We start from the raw sequence: 16,269 nt of genomic DNA, 5'->3' as shown, positions 1-16,269 counted from the left end.
TCCAGAGATTACAGGGCGACGGCGGGCACGGACCGGAAGCCGCCCGGCGAGTTCTGCCCGCGAACGCACGCCGCTGGTGCACAGTGCACAAACCCGCCGCTGCCGAGCCGCCCGATTGCCGGTACCGGCCCGCCCGGGTCCGCGCTGTGCTGGAGATCGACATCGCGGTCACCGTCGTGGCCGCGCGATCTTCGCGAGCCAGGGGTGTGTTGTGAGTTCATCGACGGTGGCGGGCGACGCGGCCCGCCCGCGCACCCTGTGCGAGGCGTTCCAGCGCAATGTCGCCCGCTATCCCGACGTCGTCGCCGTCTGCGATCGCGGCGACGCGGTGCGAATCACATGGCGCGAGTACGGTTCCCGCGTACGCGCCATCGCCACCGGGCTGGCCGCGCTGGGCGTCGGCCGCGGCGGCACGGTGGCGCTGATGCTCACCAACCGGCCCGAGTTCCATCTGTGCGACACCGCCGTTCTGCACACCGGCGCCACCCCGTTCTCGGTGTACAACACCAATCCGCCGGAGTTACTGGCGTACCAGTTCGGCAACGCCGGGAACAGCGTGGTGATCTGCGAGACGCGGTTCGTGCCGCAGGTGCTCGCGGCGGTCGAGCAGGCGGCCGCCGCGGGACACCGGGTCGAGCACGTGGTCTGCGTCGACGGCACGCCGCCGGGCACGATCGGCCTCGCCGCGGTCGAGCGCACCGAGGCTCCGGAGTTCGATTTCGACACCGCCTGGCGCGCCGTGGCTCCCGAGGACCTGCTCACCATCGTCTACACCTCCGGCACCACCGGCCGGCCCAAGGGCGTCGAACTCACCCACACCAACTTCATCGAGAACGCCCGCGTCGTCGACGAATTCGGCGGCGGCGGCATCGAGGACCGGGTGGTGTCGTATCTGCCCGACGCGCACGCGGCCAATCGCTGGTTCGCTCACTATCTCAATCTGCTCGAGGCGGCTCGGATCACCACGGTCCCCGAGCTGCGGGAGGTCGCCGAGGCGCTGCTCGAGGTGCGGCCGACCGTCTTCCTCGGCGTGCCGCGCGTCTGGGTGAAAGTCAAAGCGGCCCTGGAAGATCGGCTCGCCGCCGAGCCCAGCGCCGTTCGCCGCGCACTGGCCCGCTGGGCGATCGGAGTGGGCCGGGCCCGCGCCCGGGCGGTCTCCGACGGCCGCGCCCCCTCGCTGCTGGACACCGCGCGCTATCGGCTCGCCGACCGGCTCGTGCTGTCCACCCTCCGCGCCCGCCTCGGCCTGGACCGGGTGCGCATCGCCGTCACGGGAGCGGCCCGGATTCCCGGCGACACCCACGAATTCTTCCTGGCACTGGGCCTGCCGCTGTGCGAAGGGTACGGCCTGACCGAATGCACCGCGGGCGCCACGGTGACGCGCCCCGGACACATCCGGATCGGCACGGTCGGCACGCCGCTGCCCGGCGCGGAGGTCCGGCTCGCCGACGACGGCGAGGTACTGATCCGCGGCGCGATGGTGATGCGCGGCTATCGCGGGGACCCCGAGAGCACGGCCGCCGCGCTCGACGCCGACGGCTGGCTGCACACCGGTGACATAGGCGAATCGGACCCCGACGGATGCCTGCGCATCGTCGACCGCAAGAAGGAACTCATCATCAACGCGGCGGGCAAGAACATGTCGCCGACCACCATCGAGAACACCATCACCGCGCACACCCCGCTGGCCGGGACCGTCGCGGTGATCGGCGAGGGCCGCCCGTACAACACCGCGCTGATCTGCCTGGACCCGGAGCTGGCCGCCGCTTTCGCCGCGCGCCACGGGCTGCCCGGCACCGATATCGCCGCGCTCGCCCGCGATCCGCGGGTCCGTGGCGCGGTCGAGGCGGGCGTGGCCGAGGCCAACACGAGGCTGTCACGAGTGGAGCAGATCAAGCGATTCGCGCTGCTGGCGGAGGTCTGGGAGCCCGGCAGCGACTTCCTCACGCCCACCGGCAAACTGCGCCGCAAGCCCATCGCCGCAGCGTATGCCGATACCATCGAATCCCTGTACACCCCATAGGCCCGGACGGAGGAAGCCGTGGAGTCGCCGACCCGGGACCGCGCCCTCGAAGCCCTGTACCGGCGGGCCGGTGTGCTGATGCGGGAGTTCTCCGCGTCGATTCCGCCCTATCGCAGCATTCCGCGCTCGCTGGTGATGCCCGGCTGGGAGCGCGGCGCGACCCTGAACATCGAACTGTTCTTCGACTTCCTGCAGCGCGGCGAGGAACCCGGCGAGGAGGCCACGCGCGAACTGGTGGAACTGGCCGTGGGCCGCGTCCGCGACGGCGAGCCCCTCGAAGAGGTGCTGGGCCGCTACCGGGAGGGCGCCGAATTCCTCTACGACCGGCTGTGCGCGGCGACCGCTGGCGCCGAACGCGAACTGCTCGCCGAGGCCGCGCTGCCGCTGCTGCGGTACGTGACGCTGGTGGTGGAACGCATCGCGGCAGCCTGCGTGCGACGCGCCCACGACCCGCGCTGGGAGTTGCTCGAACGCCGGCGCACCCTGGCCGACGCGCTGCTCACCGGCCGGGACCCGGCGCAGTGGGCCGACGAGCCGGTGCTCGCGGTGCCGGAAGGATTCCTGGTCGCCGTCTTCCGGCTCGGCACCGGTGGCCGGGCCGGTTCCGGTCCCGCCGAGCTGCGGCACCGCATCGAATCGATCCCGGGGGTGTTGCTGCGCCTGGACAGCGGCGGCTGGACCGCGCTGGTGCCGCTGCGGGCCGGAGACGACGGCTCGGCGGCCATCGCACACCTGTCCGGCCGCCTGCCGCCACGCACGGCCGCGCACGCACCCCGGTTCTGGGTGGGCGTCGGCGCCGCCCACGGCCGCTCCGCCGTCCCGGCCGTGTTCGCCGAGGCCCGCGCCCTCGCCGAACTGGGCCGCTGCCTGGATCGGCCGGAGTCGGTGTGCCGCCGCGAGAATCTGCAGTTCGAGTACATGGTGGCGGCCGGGGCCGCGGCCCGGCCGGGACTGGCGACGATCCTCGCGCCGCTCGACGAACAGCCGCTGCTCGCCGAGACGCTGGAAACGTTCGTCGACAGCGGCTTCAATCAGCTCGCCACCGCACGGCAGCTGAACATCCATCGCAATACCGTCACCTATCGGCTGGCCCGGGTGCACGAACTGACCGGTCTGGACCCGCACCGCCCCACCGATGCCATGACGCTGTCCGCCGCCCGGATCGCCCGCAAGCTCGAATCCGCCGCGTTCGCGCCCTGACCCGTCGCCCGGCGGCCGTAAAAATTCGGCGACGCCCACGTGAATTCCGGTCGTCAGCCAGGCGGCGAATCACCTGAATGCAACTCGAAGCCGTCAACATGACGTGTCATACAGGCAGAACAACGGCCGCATGTCCGGAATTCGCCAGAAGATAACTAGCCTCTTTTCACAAGCCAATTCTTTACGGTGACCGACGTCACCGATACGAGCCTTGGGCGAATGTCCTAGAGTCATCCGCATTCCGGCGAACGACGAGGTCACCGGGATTTTCAGACCATCGGAGCACGGCACGACGTGCGTGTCGGCATTTTCCGCGACGAACCGGAAAACAACTTCCGTTCGAAATTTTCTGACACATCGGATGAGGGATGTTCATGGAATTCATCGAACTGGCCGATTATCCGCTGCGCACCGGCAGGGTGACGGAATGGCTGGCCACCGCGGACACGCACTGGGCCGACTGGCCCCGCGACGGCCGCGCGGTGTCCTACAACCATCAGCAGCATTTGCGAGAGGCGCTCGAGCACAACCGGATTCGCGCTCGGCGGCACTGCTGGCTCGGTCAGGTGCTGCGGATCGACGGCGGCCTGGACGCCCGGGCCTGGGCCGCCGCGCTGGCAGCCTGGGTGGACCGGCACGAGGTGCTGCGCAGTCACGTCGCGGTGGAGGGCGGGCGCACCGCGCGCTACACCCTACCGCCGGGCCGCGCCGCGATCCGGGCGGCCGACGCCGGCCGCCCGGCCTCGGCGATGTCGGCCTACCGCCTCGTGCACCAGCTGCTCGACGAACGCACCTCTCCGCTGGATTGGCCGTCGCACCTGTGCGTGACGATCGATCACGGCGGCTCGTTCACCGCGATCGTGGCCGCGGACCACGCGATGATGGACGGTTACTCGACCACCTCGATCGGCGGCGAACTGCGCGCACTCTACGCGGCGGCCGGTACCGGGCGCGAGGCCGAACTCCCTGCCGCGGCCAGCTATCTCGACTTCTGCGATCTGGAACGGCGACGCACCGACGCGGCCGGTCCGGATCACCCGGCGGTGGCGCTGTGGCGCGAATTCCTCACCGGCGCAGCCGATCACGCGCCGATACCGGGTGATCTCGCCGAGGCCGCCGGGCGCCCGGTGCACTACCTGCGGCACGAGCCGGCGCAGCGGCCGGATCGGCACGGTGCGGAGGCGAGCGCCGCCCCGCAGCGCACCCTCGCCCTCGAGGTCCTCGACGCCGTGGCGGCCGATCGCGCCGCCGCCTTCGCCCGCGACCAGGGCCACGGCCTGGTCGCGGTGCTGACGGCCGCGTTCGCCGCCGCCCACGCCGAGCTCACCGGCGCCCGTCGATTCCGCACCGTCGTGCCCATGCACACCCGCGACGAACCCCGGTGGGCGGACAGCCTCGGCTGGTTCGTCGGCTTGGCGCCGTATCGGATCGAGTGCGACGCGACCGGTCTCGCCGACCTGGTGGCCCGGTCCGGTACCGAACTGCGCCGGGTGCGTGGCGCGGCCACGGTGCCCTTCGGGCGGGTGTGTGAACTCCTGGAGGTGCGGCCACAGGTGTCTTTCATGCTGTCCTACATGGACATTCGCGCGATGTTCGGCGCGGATCGGTGGCTCGAATCCGATACCCGGTGGCTGCGCAGCCGCACCCGCTCGGCCCACGAGTTCTTCTACTGGTTCCTGCGCACCCCCGCCGGGGTGACGCTCAACATGCGTTATCCCGGCACCGCCCGTGCCACCCGGGCCGCGCACCGCCATGCGCTGCGGCTGCGCCGCTTGCTCGACGGCTACTCCCGCGACGCGGACGTGCCACTGCTCACGACCACCCCTCCCCTCGGACAAGGAGCGTCGACATGGAGATGATCCACCTCACCGACTGGCTGCCCAAGCCCGGCGAACTGCTCGAATTCGTGCCCACGCCCGCCGCGGTGACCGCCGCGGCCGCGGCGCCGCCCGCGCCGATCCCGCCGTCGTACATCCAGGAGTTCCACATCCGTTACTGGCAGCGGCGGCGGCGCGAGTCGGCACCGGCGGACGTCGCCCGCGAGGTGCGAACCGAGCTGTCGATGTGCTTCAGCATCGCCGCACCGCTCGACCGCGAGGCGCTGCGCCGAGCGTGCACCGACTTCCTGCGCCGGCACGACAGCCTGCGCTGCCGGTTCGACGACACCGGGCCGACGCTGACCCGTCACGACCTGGCTCCCGCCGACGTGGCGATGGCTACGGTGGTCCATGGCGCCTATGCGTCGGGTGAAGCGCTGCGCGACCGGTTGGCGGCCCGCTTCCAGGCGCCGGACCCGACCGTGTGGCCCGCCTTCGCCTGCGGCGCGATCGATCACGGTATCGACGGCTTCACCGTATATCTCAGTCTCGACCACGCCTTCTCCGACGGCACCTCGCTGGTCACGGCCATCGCCGAGCTGTACAACAGCTACACCGCACACGCCGGGGGCACCACGCCCACGCTGCCCCCGGCCACCGACTACGCCGAGTACGCCCGGGAGGAACGCGACACGATCGCCGCGCGGCCACCGGAGGTGGAACGACTCGCCCGCCTGCTCGCCGACAACGCCGACCGGATCCTGCCCACGCCCTGGGATCTCGGCCTGGCGCCCGGCGAGTTCGGCGACAGCACGGGCCTGCGGTTCGACCTGCTCACCGGCGAGCAGTGTGACGAGTTCGCCGCTGCGTGCACGGCGGCCGGAGGCTCGTTCACCGCCGGGCTGTACGCCGCCATCGCGCTGACCGAACTCGAGATCGCCGGGCGCACCGGCTATCTGGGCCTCAATGTACTGGGAACACGCACCGATCCGCGATTCCGGTTCACGCAGGGCTGGTTCGTCAACCTGCTGCCGGTCGCGTTCGACGTCGGCCCGGCCGCGCGATTCGGCGAACTCGCCGGGCGCGCCCGCGCCGCGCTGCACGAGATCAAACCGCTCACCGGCATCCCGCTGCTCGCCGCGCTCCCCCGCGCGGCCGAACTCGCCGGGCGCGCGCTGCCGCAGGTCCGGGACTGGCCGTGGGTGTCCTATATGGACATGCGCCCGATCTCCGGGGATCTGCTGGAACGCTCGATGCCCGGCCTGCACGGCATCCGCGGGCTGGGCTCGTCCGCCCGGATCGGCCAGCCCTCGCCGCTGTGGTTCAACCGGGAGGCCGATCGCGTGCACGTAGCGGTGATGTTCCCGGACACCACGCGGGCGCACGACTCGGTCACCGCGTATCTGGAGCGGTTGCGCGCGGTGGTGCGGTCGGTCGCGGCGACCGGCGAATATGCCACGGCCGCATCGGGTTCCGAGGGGACCTGATGCGGCTCGGATATCTCGATCGGCTCGACGTGGCGCCGGGCACGCTGCTCGAGTGGGCGGTTTCGGCGGAGCCCGGCCCGGTGCCCGATCCGACTCCGCTCACCTCCAACCAGCTGCTGCACCTGGCCGCCGCGCCGACAGCCTGGCTGGCCGCCACCTTCGAGGTGCCGGGCCCGATCGACCAGGCGGCGCTGGCGGCCGCGTTCGCCGCCTGGCTGCCTCGGCACGACGCGCTGCACTGCTGTTTCACCGCACCCGCGGCGGGGTTGCGGCTGGTGTCCGACAACGACATTCGACTCCGGCCACGCCCGCCGGTGTCCGCCCCGTCTCCGGAGGAGCTGCGCCGGTTGCTCGGCGAACGGCTGGACACGGCGTGCGCGCCGTTCACGTTCCCGCCGTATTTTCTCGGCGCGGTCAGCCGACCGGGAACATCGACGATCGTCTGCGGATTCGACCATGCCGTCTGTGACGCCTGGTCGATCACGCTCGCCGTCACCGAACTCGACGAGCTGTACCGGACCGCCTGCGACGACGGTCCCGCCGCGCTCCCGGCCGCCGCCGCACGGCTGCCCGAGGCGGGCAGCTTCCTGTCCTACTGCACCAAGGCGGCCGCGAACCCGCCGCCGGACAGCGCGGCCCTGCTGCGCGAATGGCACGAGTTCCTCCGCGCGGCCGGGAACGACCTGCCGCACTTCCCGTTCGAACTGGGTGTGCCCGCGGGCATTTCGGCCACGCCCGGAAGCGATGTCCGTACGGTGCTCACGCCCGGCGCGGTCGCGGCGCTGCACCGGACCGCACGCGAGGACGGCCACTCGGTCTTCGCGGTCGTGCTGGCGGCCGTCGCGCACACCGTGGCGAAACTCGGCGGCGGCGGGCACACCGACCTCGTCTTTCCGGTACACACCCGGCGGGAACCGCGCCACCACAACACTTTCGGGTGGCTCGTGGCCAATGCGCCCGCACGCGTCCGGGCCGGGGACGATCTCGCCACCACGATTCCCGGTGCGGCCGCGGCCATTCGGACCGGGCAGCGGCTGGCACGGCTGCCGGCCGTCACCGTGTTCGAATCGATGGGCACCGAACTCCGGCGAGATCGCCGCGGCCTGTTCAGCGTGTCCTATACCGACTACCGGCTGCTGCCCGGCGGCTCGCGCAGCGAGTTCGGCCGGGCCCTGCCCCGGCAGGCCATCCAGCTGAGCCGGTCCATGCCGGTCGACGACGTGCAGTTGTGGTTCGCCCGCACCGACGAAGGGCTGTCCCTACGGACCCGATTCCCGGATACGCCCGCCGGGCAGGCGGTCGTCTCCGAATTTCTGGAGGTGCTGACCGAACTCGTGCGGACGGCCGCGCGCAACTGACCAGCATCTCGAACCGGCTTGCCCAGTAGGGCGGGTCGCCTCCGCCGCCCGTGCTCCCATCCTCGGCGGTAGCTTCCGCGGGCGGTTACGGTGGCGGCCGGAATTCCGTGGTGAGAGGTCGAGTGGTTGGTGGCGAGGGCTTTTCGGTGGATGGTCGGCGTAGTGGTGGGGGCGATGCTGGCGGGGGTGCCGGGGGCGGCGGTGGTGGCGGAACTCGAGGCGCCGGACTGGTTCTCTCGGCAGCGCCCGGACTGGCGGGAATGCGGGCGGGAGGATCTCGACGCCACCGGGACCGAGTGCGCGACCGTGCGGGTGCCGCTGGACTACACGCGGCCGTTCGGGCGCACCTTGTCGATCGCCGTATCCCGCGTTCGCGCGACCGATCCGGACCGGCGGCGCGGCGTGCTGGTGTCGAATCCGGGCGGTCCCGGCGCGGCCGGACTGGATTCGGTGGGTCTGCTCGGTGATGTGCTCAGCCCGGACGTGCGGGCGCAGTACGACCTCATCGGGATGGATCCGCGCGGCGTCGGCCGCTCGGACGGCGGTCATCCGTGCGGCTGGCCGGTCGGTGAGATGGTGCGCTCGGCGGGCGTGAACCTCGCGGGCTTCCTGCGCGACACCGGCGCCGCGGCGGCCATGGCCACCGACTGCGTGGCCGGTGATCCCGAACTCGCCCGGCAGCTCACCACCCGCAACACCGCGCGGGACATCGACGTGCTGCGCGCCGCGCTCGGCGAGCGCACCATCAGCTATTTCGGCGTCTCCTACGGCACCTATCTCGGCGCGGTCTACACCCAGCTGTTCCCGCAGCACACCGACCGCGTCGTGCTCGACAGCGCGATTGATCCCGGCAGGTATTGGTCGGGGCTGGTGCGGGATTGGGGCCCGGCCGACGAAGCCGCGCTCGACGACTGGGCCGGCTGGGCCGCCGCCCGCGACGACGCCTACCGGTTCGGCGACACCCCGCAACTGGTGCGGCGGACCGTCGAGGATCTGCTCGCGACCGCGGCCCGGCAACCCATCGTCCTCGACGGTTTCCGCATCGACGACCACTGGCTGCCGTTCATCCTGCACAACATGCTCAACAACTTCCGCTCCAACGAGGCACTCGCCGACACGGTCCGCGAGATCGCCGACGCCGCCGACCGCCCGCCCGCCACCGCGCGCGGCCCGCGGCTCGCGGCGACCCTGTCCGCGCTGCGCGAGGGTGAGAATTCCGAACTGGCCTTCATCGCCTGCGGCGACGCCCCCGCACCGACGGACCCGCAATGGTATTGGGACGGCATCGAATCCACCCGCGCGACCCAGCCGGTATTCGGCGCCATGGCCAACAACATTCAGCCGTGCGCGTTCTGGCCCCGCCCCGCCGAACCCGCGACCGAGGTGCGCAACGCGGTGCCCGCGCTGATCCTGCAAGCCACCGGAGATCCCCGCACCCCGTACGAGCACGGCGTCCGGCTGCACCGCGACCTGACCGCGTCCCGGCTGGCCACCTTGCGTGACGTCCGCATCCACATGACCTTCCGGCCGGATCTGAGCAGCTGCATCGACGACGCGGTCAACGCCTACTACGGCGCCGGGATCCTCCCCGCCACCGACCTCGTCTGCGCCGCCGACCGGGCGAACCCGTAGCGCGGGACAGCGGTCAGGCGCGCGGCGCCTCGACGTAGAATTCGGCGCCCAGCGCGCTCAGCGCCTGCCGCACGCCGGGCGGCGCCCAGCTCGCCTTCGGATCGTGCCGCACCACCGGCGCCCGGACGGTCTCGGTGCGCCCGTTGATCTCCAGCTCGAATTCCCCTGCGGCCAGGATGTTCTTCAGCCAGTCCACCTCGCGGCCGTAGGTGAGCGCGACGCGATAGACGCCGTCCCGCGCGAACACGGTGACCGGGGTCCGGTACCGTCGTCCCGAACTGCGCCCGCGATGCACCACGACGGCCAGCCCGGGCGCGCGCCCGGCGACCAGGCCCGCGACCCGGTTGGTGACCCGCCGGTTGAATCTCGCGAGCGCGTGCGGCAACGGCATGACTACCCCTCTCGACTGTCCCTGCGGCACAGGCTACGCCCGCGGCCGCGCCCGCGCGCCCGATCCCGCGTCGGCGGCCCGGGTCGCGCACCGCGGCCGTGCGCCCCGGCCCGCGGCCCCGCCGCCCTCCCACGGTCGGATTGTCGCGCAACGACATTCGCGCCGCTACAGCGTCCACGGCCGCAGCCGCACCCGCTGCCCCGGCCGCACCTGCGCCAGCAGGTCGACGTCGGCGTCGAGCACCGTGCCCACCACCGGGTAGCCGCCGGTGACGGGGTGGTCGGCGAGGAACACCACCGGCTGCCCGGACGGCGGGACCTGGATCGCGCCCAGCGGCATGCCCTCCGTCGGCAGTTCGGCGTTATCGATCCGGGTCAGCGGCGGGCCGCTCGCGCGGTCGAGCCGCACGCCGACCCGGTCGGTGTCGGAGGAGACCTGCCAGCACCCGGCGAACAGATCGGCGGGGCGGCGGAACCAGTCGTCGCGGGGACCGAGGCGCACCCGCGCGGTGACCGGGCCGGTGGTCATCGGGGGCACCGGCGCCACCTCCACCGACGGCCACCCGCGCGGCGGCGGGCCGATCGGCAGCACATCCCCGGCGACCAGGGGCTCCGGGCCGAGTCCGGCCAGCGTGTCGCGACTGCGCGAGCCGAGCACCGGCGGCACGTCGATGCCGCCGCGCACCGCCACATAGCACCGCAATCCCGCCGCCGCGATACCCAACTCCAGCCGCTGCCCCTCGGCCAGGAACAGCACCGACGCGTGCGCCTCCGGGCGGCCGTCGACGGTCAGCGGCGCGGGCGCACCCGTCACCGCGACCACCGCGGGTTCCGCGAACTCCACCCGCAGCCCGCCGAGCGCGCATTCGATCGCCGCCGCCGACTCCGGGTTGCCGACGAGCCGATTCGCCAGCGCGAACGACCGCCGGTCCGCCGCACCCGACACCCCGACCCCGGCATGGAACCAGCCCGGGCGGCCGAGGTCCTGGATCGTGCTCAGCAGCCCCGGCGCGACCACCCGCAGGGCCGCCACAGTGCCTTTCACGTGCCCTCCCGGACGAACCGGACGCGGGCGCCGGGACGCAGCAGCGCCGGTTCCGGGCGCCGCGGGTCCCACATCCGCACCTCCGTGGTGCCGATGATGCGCCAGCCGCCCGGCGTGCTGCGCGGGTAGACGGCGCTGTAGCCCCCGGCCAGGGCGACCGACCCGGCGGGCACGGCGGTGCGGGAGCTCTCCCGGCGCGGCACCGACAGATCCGAGTCCGCCGACTCCAGATAACCGAACCCGGGGGCGAAGCCGAGGAACGCGCACCGCCAGGCCGACCCGGTGTGCCGGGAGATCAGCTCCTCCTCCGAAATACCCAGCAGCGCAGCCGTTTCCGCCAGATCGGCTCCGTCGTAGCGGACCGGGACGAGCACCCGCTCCGGATCGGCGGCGGCCTCGCCCGCGCCCGCCGCAACCGCCTCGGCCAGTTGCCGCAACCGCGCCTCGACCGCCTCCACCCGCGCCCGCGGATCCAGGGTGACGAGCACGGTTTCGGCCGCGGGCACCTGGTCGCGCACGCCCTCGACGGGGTGGCGGCGCAGTTCGTCCACCAGTCCGGCCAGGGTGCCCGGCGCGGGGATCAGCAGCAGCGCCCGGTCGCCCGCGGGCCGGATGTCCAGCCCGCTCACGAGAACGCCTCGACCTCGATACCCTTGGCCGCCAGCGCATCCCGGATGGAACGTGCCATCGCCACCGCGCCCGGCGAGTCACCGTGCACGCACAGGCTCGCGGCCGGGACGGCCACCGGATCGCCGTCGACATCGCGGGTCTCACCGTGTACGGCGATCGAGATCGCTTGCGCCAGTGCGGCGTGCTCGCCGAGCACGCTGCCCGGCGTGCCGCGCGCGACCAGGTCACCGGCCGGTGTGTAGGCCCGGTCGGCGAAACCCTCGGCGTAGAAGGCGATTCCGGCCGCCGCCGCGGCCGCGGCCAGCCGCGAACCGGGCAGGCCCAGCAGACCGAGACCGCCGTAGCGGGTCAGCGCCCGCACCACCGCGTCGGCGACCTCGCGGTCCGCCGACGCCGCGTGGTACAGCGCGCCGTGCGGCTTGACGTAGCGAACCCGGTCCCCCGCCGCCCGCGCGAAGGCGTCCAGCGCGCCGATCTGGTACAGGCATTCGTCGGACAGTTCGGGCGGCGGCACCGCCATCGCCCGCCGCCCGAAACCGGCCAGATCCCGATAGGAGATGTGCGCGCCGATCCGCACCCCGCGGGCCACGGCCAGCTCGCAGGTGTGCCGCATGATCGCGGGGTCGCCCGCGTGGAAGCCGCAGGCGATGTTGGCGCTGGTGACGATGTCCAGCAGGGCCGCGTCGTCACCCATCGACCAGGCGCCGAAGCCCTCGCCCAGATCGCTGTTGAGATCCATCATCCTCACCCGCCTCACATCGGTTGTGTCACAGTAGTTCCCGGCCGCGCGTCTCCGGCAGCCCGAACAGCGCCAGGACCGCCACGGCGTAACCGAGCGCTCCGAACAGCATGGCACCGGCCAGTCCGAGCGTCGTCGAGGCCAGGTAGCCGACCACCGTCGGGAACACCGCGCCCACGCCGCGGCCGAAGTTGTAGGTGAATCCCTGGCCCGTACCGCGGGACTCGGTCGGATACAGCTCCGCCAAGTATGACCCGAAGCCGGAGAAGATGGCCGAGGTCGAGAAACCCAGCGGCACGCCCAGCACCAGCACCAGCGTGTCGGCACCCGCGGGAATCCGGGTGTAGGCGACCATGAACACCACCGACAGCACCGCGAACAGCTGAATGTTGCGCTTGCGCCCGAGCCGGTCGGTGAGCACGCCACCGGTGACGTAACCGACGAACGCGCCGCCGATCAGGAAGAACAGATAGCCACCGGTGCCGACCACATCGAGCTCGCGGCTCTCCTTCAAATAGGTGGGCAGCCAGGTCGCCAGCGTGTAGTAGCCGCCCTGCACGCCGGTCGCCAGCAGCGAGGCGAAGACCGTGGTGCGCAACAACCCCGGCCCGAAGACGGCCCCGAACCCGCCCGGCGCGGCCGTCCGCTCGCGCCGCTCGGTGACCGCCTCGGCGTCGGTGACGGTCCGCCGCACCCAGACGATCAGCAGCGCCGGGAGCGCACCGGTGAAGAACAGCACCCGCCAGGCCACCGTCTCGTCGAAAACCTCGAACACGACGGTGTACACGCACACCGCCAGTCCCCAGCCGGCCGCCCACGCGCTCTGCACGAACGCGACCGCGCGGCCGCGATACTCCGGCTTCGCGTACTCGGCGACCAGGATGGCTCCGGCCGCCCATTCCCCGCCGAAGCCCAGCCCCTGCAGCGCGCGAAACACCAACAGCGACTCGAAGTTCCAGGCCAGCCCGCACAGCACCGTGAACAGCGCGTACACCGCGATGGTCAGCTGCAGCGTGCGGACCCGGCCGATGCGGTCGGCGAGCACGCCGGCCAGCGCGCCGCCCGCCGCCGACACCACCAGGGTGACGGTCGTCAGCAGCCCGGACTGACCGGTACCGAGGGCGAAGTAGGCGGCGATCGCCCCCAGCGACAGCGGGAGCACCTGGAAGTCGTAGGAGTCCAGTCCGTAGCCGCCGAACGCGCCGACGAAGGCGCGCTTGCCGACGCCGCTCAGGCTGCGGAACCAGTCGAAGGCTCCGGCGGCCGGGCGGGCGGCGGAAGCGGTGGGCATGTCGGTCATGATGACCCCTCGGAGGTCGGGAGGGCGGGTGGCACAGATCTCTATCGTAGAAAATCGTTCAACGATCCTGCAATACCACGAACGGATCGTTCCGAGATGTGTCGGCGGGCGGGTAATCTCGGTCTCGCACAGTCGGCCGCTGGACGAGGAGGACCACCCGATGACGTCGGCCCCCGCCGGGAGCTACACCGCCCTGGCCGCGCACCGCGATCGGCTGGATCGCGCCAGCCGCAGCGCCCAGGTCGCCGATATCGTCCGCGAGGGCATCCTGGACGGCGCGTTCCGGCCGGGCACCCGGCTCTCCGAGCCCGATATCTGCGCGGCGCTGAAGGTTTCGCGCAACACCCTGCGGGAGGCGTTCCGGACGCTGATCGAGGAGCGGCTGGTCGTGCACGAACTCAATCGCGGTGTGTTCGTGCGCATTCCGAGCGCCGAGGATGTCGCCGAGGTATACAAGTGCCGCCGCATCGTGGAATGCGCCGCGCTGCGCGACCATCCGCGCACCGGCGCCGATCTCGGGCCGGTGGCGGCGGTGCTGGCCCGCGCGGATCGGTGTGCGGCGCAGGGTGATTGGACCGGCGCGGGCACTGCCGACGTCGAGTTCCACCGCGCCGTCACCGCGCTCAACGACAGCCGCCTGCTGGACGCGCTGATGTCGAACGTGTGGAACGAACTGCGCCTGATCTTCCATGTGGTGTCCGACCCCACCACCTTCCACGAGCCGTATCTGCGCCGCAATCACGAGGTGTTCGACACGCTGGCCCGCGGGGACGCCGCGGCCGCGGCCGACATGCTCGCCGACTACCTCGGCGACGCCCAGGCGCAGATCCTCGCCGCCTACGCCGATATCGACCGGGCGTACTGAGCGCGGCATGGGCGAGGTCATCGCGGTCTACGACGCGGCCGGGCGCGAGATCGGCAGTGCCGAGCGAGCGGTCGTCTACGCCGAGGGACTGTGGCATGCCAGCGCGGGCGTGCTGGTGCGCTCGCGCGACGGCGAGCGGCTGTACGTGCACCGGCGCACCGGCACCAAAGCCGTGTTCGCGGGCATGCACGACTGCCTGGCCGGTGGCGTGCTGGGGCCCGGCGAGGATCCGGCGGGCGCCGCGGTGCGTGAACTGGCCGAGGAACTGGGCATCACGCCCGGCCCCGGCGAGGACGGCCCGCGACCGCTGGCGAGCGCGTCCTGGGACGGCGAGTGGCTGGGCGCGCCCATGCGCTGCCACCTGTTCGCCTACGAACTACGCCACGACGGACCCGTCCGCCATCAGCCGGAGGAGATCGCCGACGGCTGGTGGTGGACCGACGCCGAACTGCGAGACCGTCTCCGGGACCCGGACTGGCCGTTCGTGCCCGACACCCGGGTACTGATCCCCGATCTGCTGCGCTGACCCGGAACCCGCTGGGGCACACCGCACAACGGTGAACCTCGCCACCGGGAGGTCTCAGAGACGGACTGCCTCCGACCGCATTCCGTCCGGGCAGCCCGCGTCCACGGCGGCGGCGCTCTGCGGCGGGATGGCCCAGCTGACCGGCATCTCGATCCACGGGCACACCACCGTGCCGGTCACCGTCTGGGTCTGCGGCGTGCTGTTGTAGCACACCGACTGCGCGCAGTAGACACCCTCGGGAATCGACGCCGCGGCCGGTCCTCCGGCCGCCGCGCCCACACCCGCGATCGCGGTACACAGTCCGGCCACACCGAATGCGATGCGTTTCATCCCTGCTCCGTTCTGGACCGGCGCCCGGCGCCGGATCGTGGTCACCGACGAGCAACGTGCCGGATACTCTAACCCCGATCCGGGGCCCGGCACCGGCGACACGATCGATTCCGCGCTTCCTCCCCCGCCACGGCGACATCGTGGAATGATGCCGGGCGACATCGTCCCCGTGTTCCGACACCAAGGAGAGCCGCCCCGGTGAGTAGCGTTGCCCACGTCCCACAGCCCGACACCCGAAACAGCGCCCCGGTTCGCAAGCGGCGCAAGGCGTTGCGGCGGGCGGGCCTCGTCGCGGCGGGCGTGGCGATCGCGGTCCTCGTCACCGGGCGGGCCGCCGCGGCGCCCGAGCCGCTGCACACCGCCGCGCCCGGCTGCATGACCTCCTCCGGCGCGCAGCCCAACGGCAAGCAGTGGCCCGCCGAGCCTGCGCTGACGATCGATACGGGCCATCCGTACGCCGCCACGCTGCAGACGAACTGCGGCGCCATCGCCGTCGACCTCGACGCCGCGCGCGCTCCGCGCACGGTCAACTCCTTCGTCTTCCTCGCCGGCGAGCAGTATTTCGACCACACCCGCTGCCACCGCCTGACCACCGAGGGCATCTTCGTGCTGCAGTGCGGCGACCCCACCGGCACCGGCACCGGCGGTCCCGGCTACCGCTTCGACGACGAGAACCTGGCCGGCGCCACCTATCCCGCCGGCACGGTGGCGATGGCCAATGCCGGGCCGAACACCAACGGCAGCCAGTTCTTCCTGGTGTATTCCGACAGCCGCCTGCCCGCGAGCTACACGCCGTTCGGCCGGGTGACCGCCGGGATGGACGTGCTGCAGAACATCGCCGCGGGCGGCACCCGGGACGGCTCCGGTGACGGCGCGCCGGCCACCGACGTCGTGTTCGAAAGCGTGACGGCCCAGCACGACTGAGCC

The 16,269-nt window shown here is 72.2% G+C and carries 15 protein-coding genes; 9 read left to right on the top strand and 6 right to left on the bottom strand.

Annotated features, from left to right (window positions below; translation table 11 throughout):
- Positions 1-211 precede the first annotated feature (211 nt).
- The 6 genes from NWFMUON74_RS15850 (at position 212) to NWFMUON74_RS15825 (ending at position 9,517) form a co-directional block, all read left to right on the top strand.
- Complete coding sequence (locus NWFMUON74_RS15850; RefSeq protein ID WP_232111050.1) at positions 212-2,023, top strand: AMP-dependent synthetase/ligase; 1,812 nt, start codon at positions 212-214, stop codon at positions 2,021-2,023.
- Between the two features lie 18 nt (positions 2,024-2,041).
- Positions 2,042-3,223, top strand: coding sequence for a PucR family transcriptional regulator (locus NWFMUON74_RS15845; protein WP_187688545.1), 1,182 nt, complete (start codon positions 2,042-2,044; stop codon positions 3,221-3,223).
- Between the two features lie 374 nt (positions 3,224-3,597).
- Complete coding sequence (locus NWFMUON74_RS15840; protein WP_187688544.1) at positions 3,598-5,082, top strand: condensation domain-containing protein; 1,485 nt, start codon at positions 3,598-3,600, stop codon at positions 5,080-5,082.
- On the top strand, positions 5,073-6,527 hold the full coding sequence (locus NWFMUON74_RS15835) for a condensation domain-containing protein (RefSeq protein WP_187688543.1): 1,455 nt from the start codon (positions 5,073-5,075) through the stop codon (positions 6,525-6,527). Before NWFMUON74_RS15840 ends, NWFMUON74_RS15835 begins: the two co-directional genes overlap by 10 nt.
- Positions 6,527-7,885: a condensation domain-containing protein gene (locus NWFMUON74_RS15830; RefSeq protein ID WP_187688542.1), complete on the top strand. Its 1,359-nt coding sequence runs from the start codon at positions 6,527-6,529 to the stop codon at positions 7,883-7,885. Before NWFMUON74_RS15835 ends, NWFMUON74_RS15830 begins: the two co-directional genes overlap by 1 nt.
- A 129-nt stretch (positions 7,886-8,014) precedes the next feature.
- On the top strand, positions 8,015-9,517 hold the full coding sequence (locus tag NWFMUON74_RS15825) for an alpha/beta fold hydrolase (RefSeq protein WP_232111049.1): 1,503 nt from the start codon (positions 8,015-8,017) through the stop codon (positions 9,515-9,517).
- Positions 9,518-9,530: 13 nt separating this feature from the next.
- On the opposite strand, the gene NWFMUON74_RS15820 is transcribed toward NWFMUON74_RS15825, so the two are convergent.
- From NWFMUON74_RS15820 to NWFMUON74_RS15805, 5 genes are all read right to left on the bottom strand, one after another.
- Positions 9,531-9,908, bottom strand: a complete 378-nt coding sequence (locus NWFMUON74_RS15820) for a nitroreductase family deazaflavin-dependent oxidoreductase (protein WP_187688541.1) — start codon at positions 9,906-9,908, stop codon at positions 9,531-9,533.
- 165 nt (positions 9,909-10,073) lie between these two features.
- Positions 10,074-10,940, bottom strand: a complete 867-nt coding sequence (locus tag NWFMUON74_RS35705) for a 5-oxoprolinase subunit C family protein (RefSeq protein WP_197987061.1) — start codon at positions 10,938-10,940, stop codon at positions 10,074-10,076.
- Between the two features lie 8 nt (positions 10,941-10,948).
- The gene (locus NWFMUON74_RS35700; protein ID WP_197987021.1) at positions 10,949-11,581 is read right to left on the bottom strand and encodes a 5-oxoprolinase subunit B family protein; all 633 of its coding nucleotides are present in this window, start codon (positions 11,579-11,581) and stop codon (positions 10,949-10,951) included.
- Positions 11,578-12,324 carry a LamB/YcsF family protein gene (locus NWFMUON74_RS15810; RefSeq protein WP_232111048.1) on the bottom strand — a complete coding sequence of 249 codons (747 nt, stop codon included), beginning with the start codon at positions 12,322-12,324 and terminating at the stop codon, positions 11,578-11,580. The genes NWFMUON74_RS35700 and NWFMUON74_RS15810 overlap by 4 nt, the downstream gene beginning before the upstream one ends.
- Before the next feature lie 25 nt (positions 12,325-12,349).
- A complete protein-coding gene (locus tag NWFMUON74_RS15805; RefSeq protein WP_187688538.1) occupies positions 12,350-13,612 on the bottom strand; it encodes an MFS transporter in 1,263 nt (420 codons plus the stop codon).
- A gap of 169 nt (positions 13,613-13,781) precedes the next feature.
- Here NWFMUON74_RS15805 and NWFMUON74_RS15800 point away from each other — a divergent pair, with 169 nt between their 5' ends.
- Together NWFMUON74_RS15800 and NWFMUON74_RS15795 are read left to right on the top strand one after the other, a co-directional pair.
- Positions 13,782-14,486, top strand: coding sequence for a GntR family transcriptional regulator (locus NWFMUON74_RS15800; protein ID WP_187688537.1), 705 nt, complete (start codon positions 13,782-13,784; stop codon positions 14,484-14,486).
- A gap of 7 nt (positions 14,487-14,493) precedes the next feature.
- The gene (locus tag NWFMUON74_RS15795) at positions 14,494-15,012 is read left to right on the top strand and encodes an NUDIX hydrolase (protein ID WP_187688536.1); all 519 of its coding nucleotides are present in this window, start codon (positions 14,494-14,496) and stop codon (positions 15,010-15,012) included.
- Positions 15,013-15,066: 54 nt separating this feature from the next.
- Here the strand turns inward: NWFMUON74_RS15795 and NWFMUON74_RS15790 are convergent, their stop codons facing one another.
- Positions 15,067-15,342: a hypothetical protein gene (locus tag NWFMUON74_RS15790; protein ID WP_187688535.1), complete on the bottom strand. Its 276-nt coding sequence runs from the start codon at positions 15,340-15,342 to the stop codon at positions 15,067-15,069.
- Between the two features lie 198 nt (positions 15,343-15,540).
- Between NWFMUON74_RS15790 and NWFMUON74_RS15785 the strand changes: the two genes are divergently transcribed.
- Entirely contained in the window at positions 15,541-16,266 is a 726-nt protein-coding gene (locus NWFMUON74_RS15785) for a peptidylprolyl isomerase (RefSeq protein ID WP_187688534.1), read from the top strand.
- Positions 16,267-16,269: the final 3 nt, after the last annotated feature.

It is taken from the genome of Nocardia wallacei (assembly GCF_014466955.1).
GTDB classification, from domain to species: domain Bacteria; phylum Actinomycetota; class Actinomycetes; order Mycobacteriales; family Mycobacteriaceae; genus Nocardia; species Nocardia wallacei.
This window is presented reverse-complemented; position numbering and strand designations above follow the sequence as displayed.